Consider the following 618-nt stretch of genomic DNA (forward strand, 5'->3'; position numbering starts at 1 on the left):
GCGTTCGAGAGCAGATTGAACAAAATCTGACGGATGCGCTTGCCGTCGGCGACAAACGAGCCGATGTCGTCGCGCGCTTCGATCCTGACCGTGAGCGAGGCTTCCGCGAGCCGGTCTTCCAAGCCCCGCAGCGCGGCGTCAATGGTCGAACGGATGTCGACGATTTCCGGCACGAGTTCGAGGGAACCGGTATCGATCGAGGCGAGGTCGAGAATGTCGTTGAGAATCGCCAGCAACGATCCGGACGAACGCACGATGTGATCCGTGTAGTCGCGCTGGCGGGCGTTGAGCGGACCGACGGACTCGTCGCCGAGGAACTGCGCGAAGCCGATGATGTTGGTGAGCGGCGACCGCAGCTCGTAGGACACGTGGTGGACGAAATCGTCCCGCAAACGTGACGCCCGCTCCAACGCGTCGTTTCTTTCGGTCAGTGCGCGCTCCACGTTCACGCTCGCCGTTACATCCGTAAACGTGAGCAGCGTCGCGCCGTCGGGCAGCGGCTGCGCTGCGCAATCGAGGGACGAGCCGTCCTGGCGGTCCATGCGACAACTGACGCCGAGGCGGGCATCGGCGAGACCGGCGATCGCGCCGCGGATGTCGATCCATGGCTCTTCTTGC

The 618-nt window shown here is 64.1% G+C and carries 1 protein-coding gene; it reads right to left on the bottom strand.

What is annotated here, in order from left to right; genetic code table 11:
• Nucleotides 1-618: sensor histidine kinase (locus AC1DT3_RS23495; RefSeq protein WP_477467556.1), on the bottom strand; the 618-nt coding region annotated here is incomplete at both ends.

It is taken from the genome of Microvirga sp. P4_G7, from assembly GCF_056401005.1.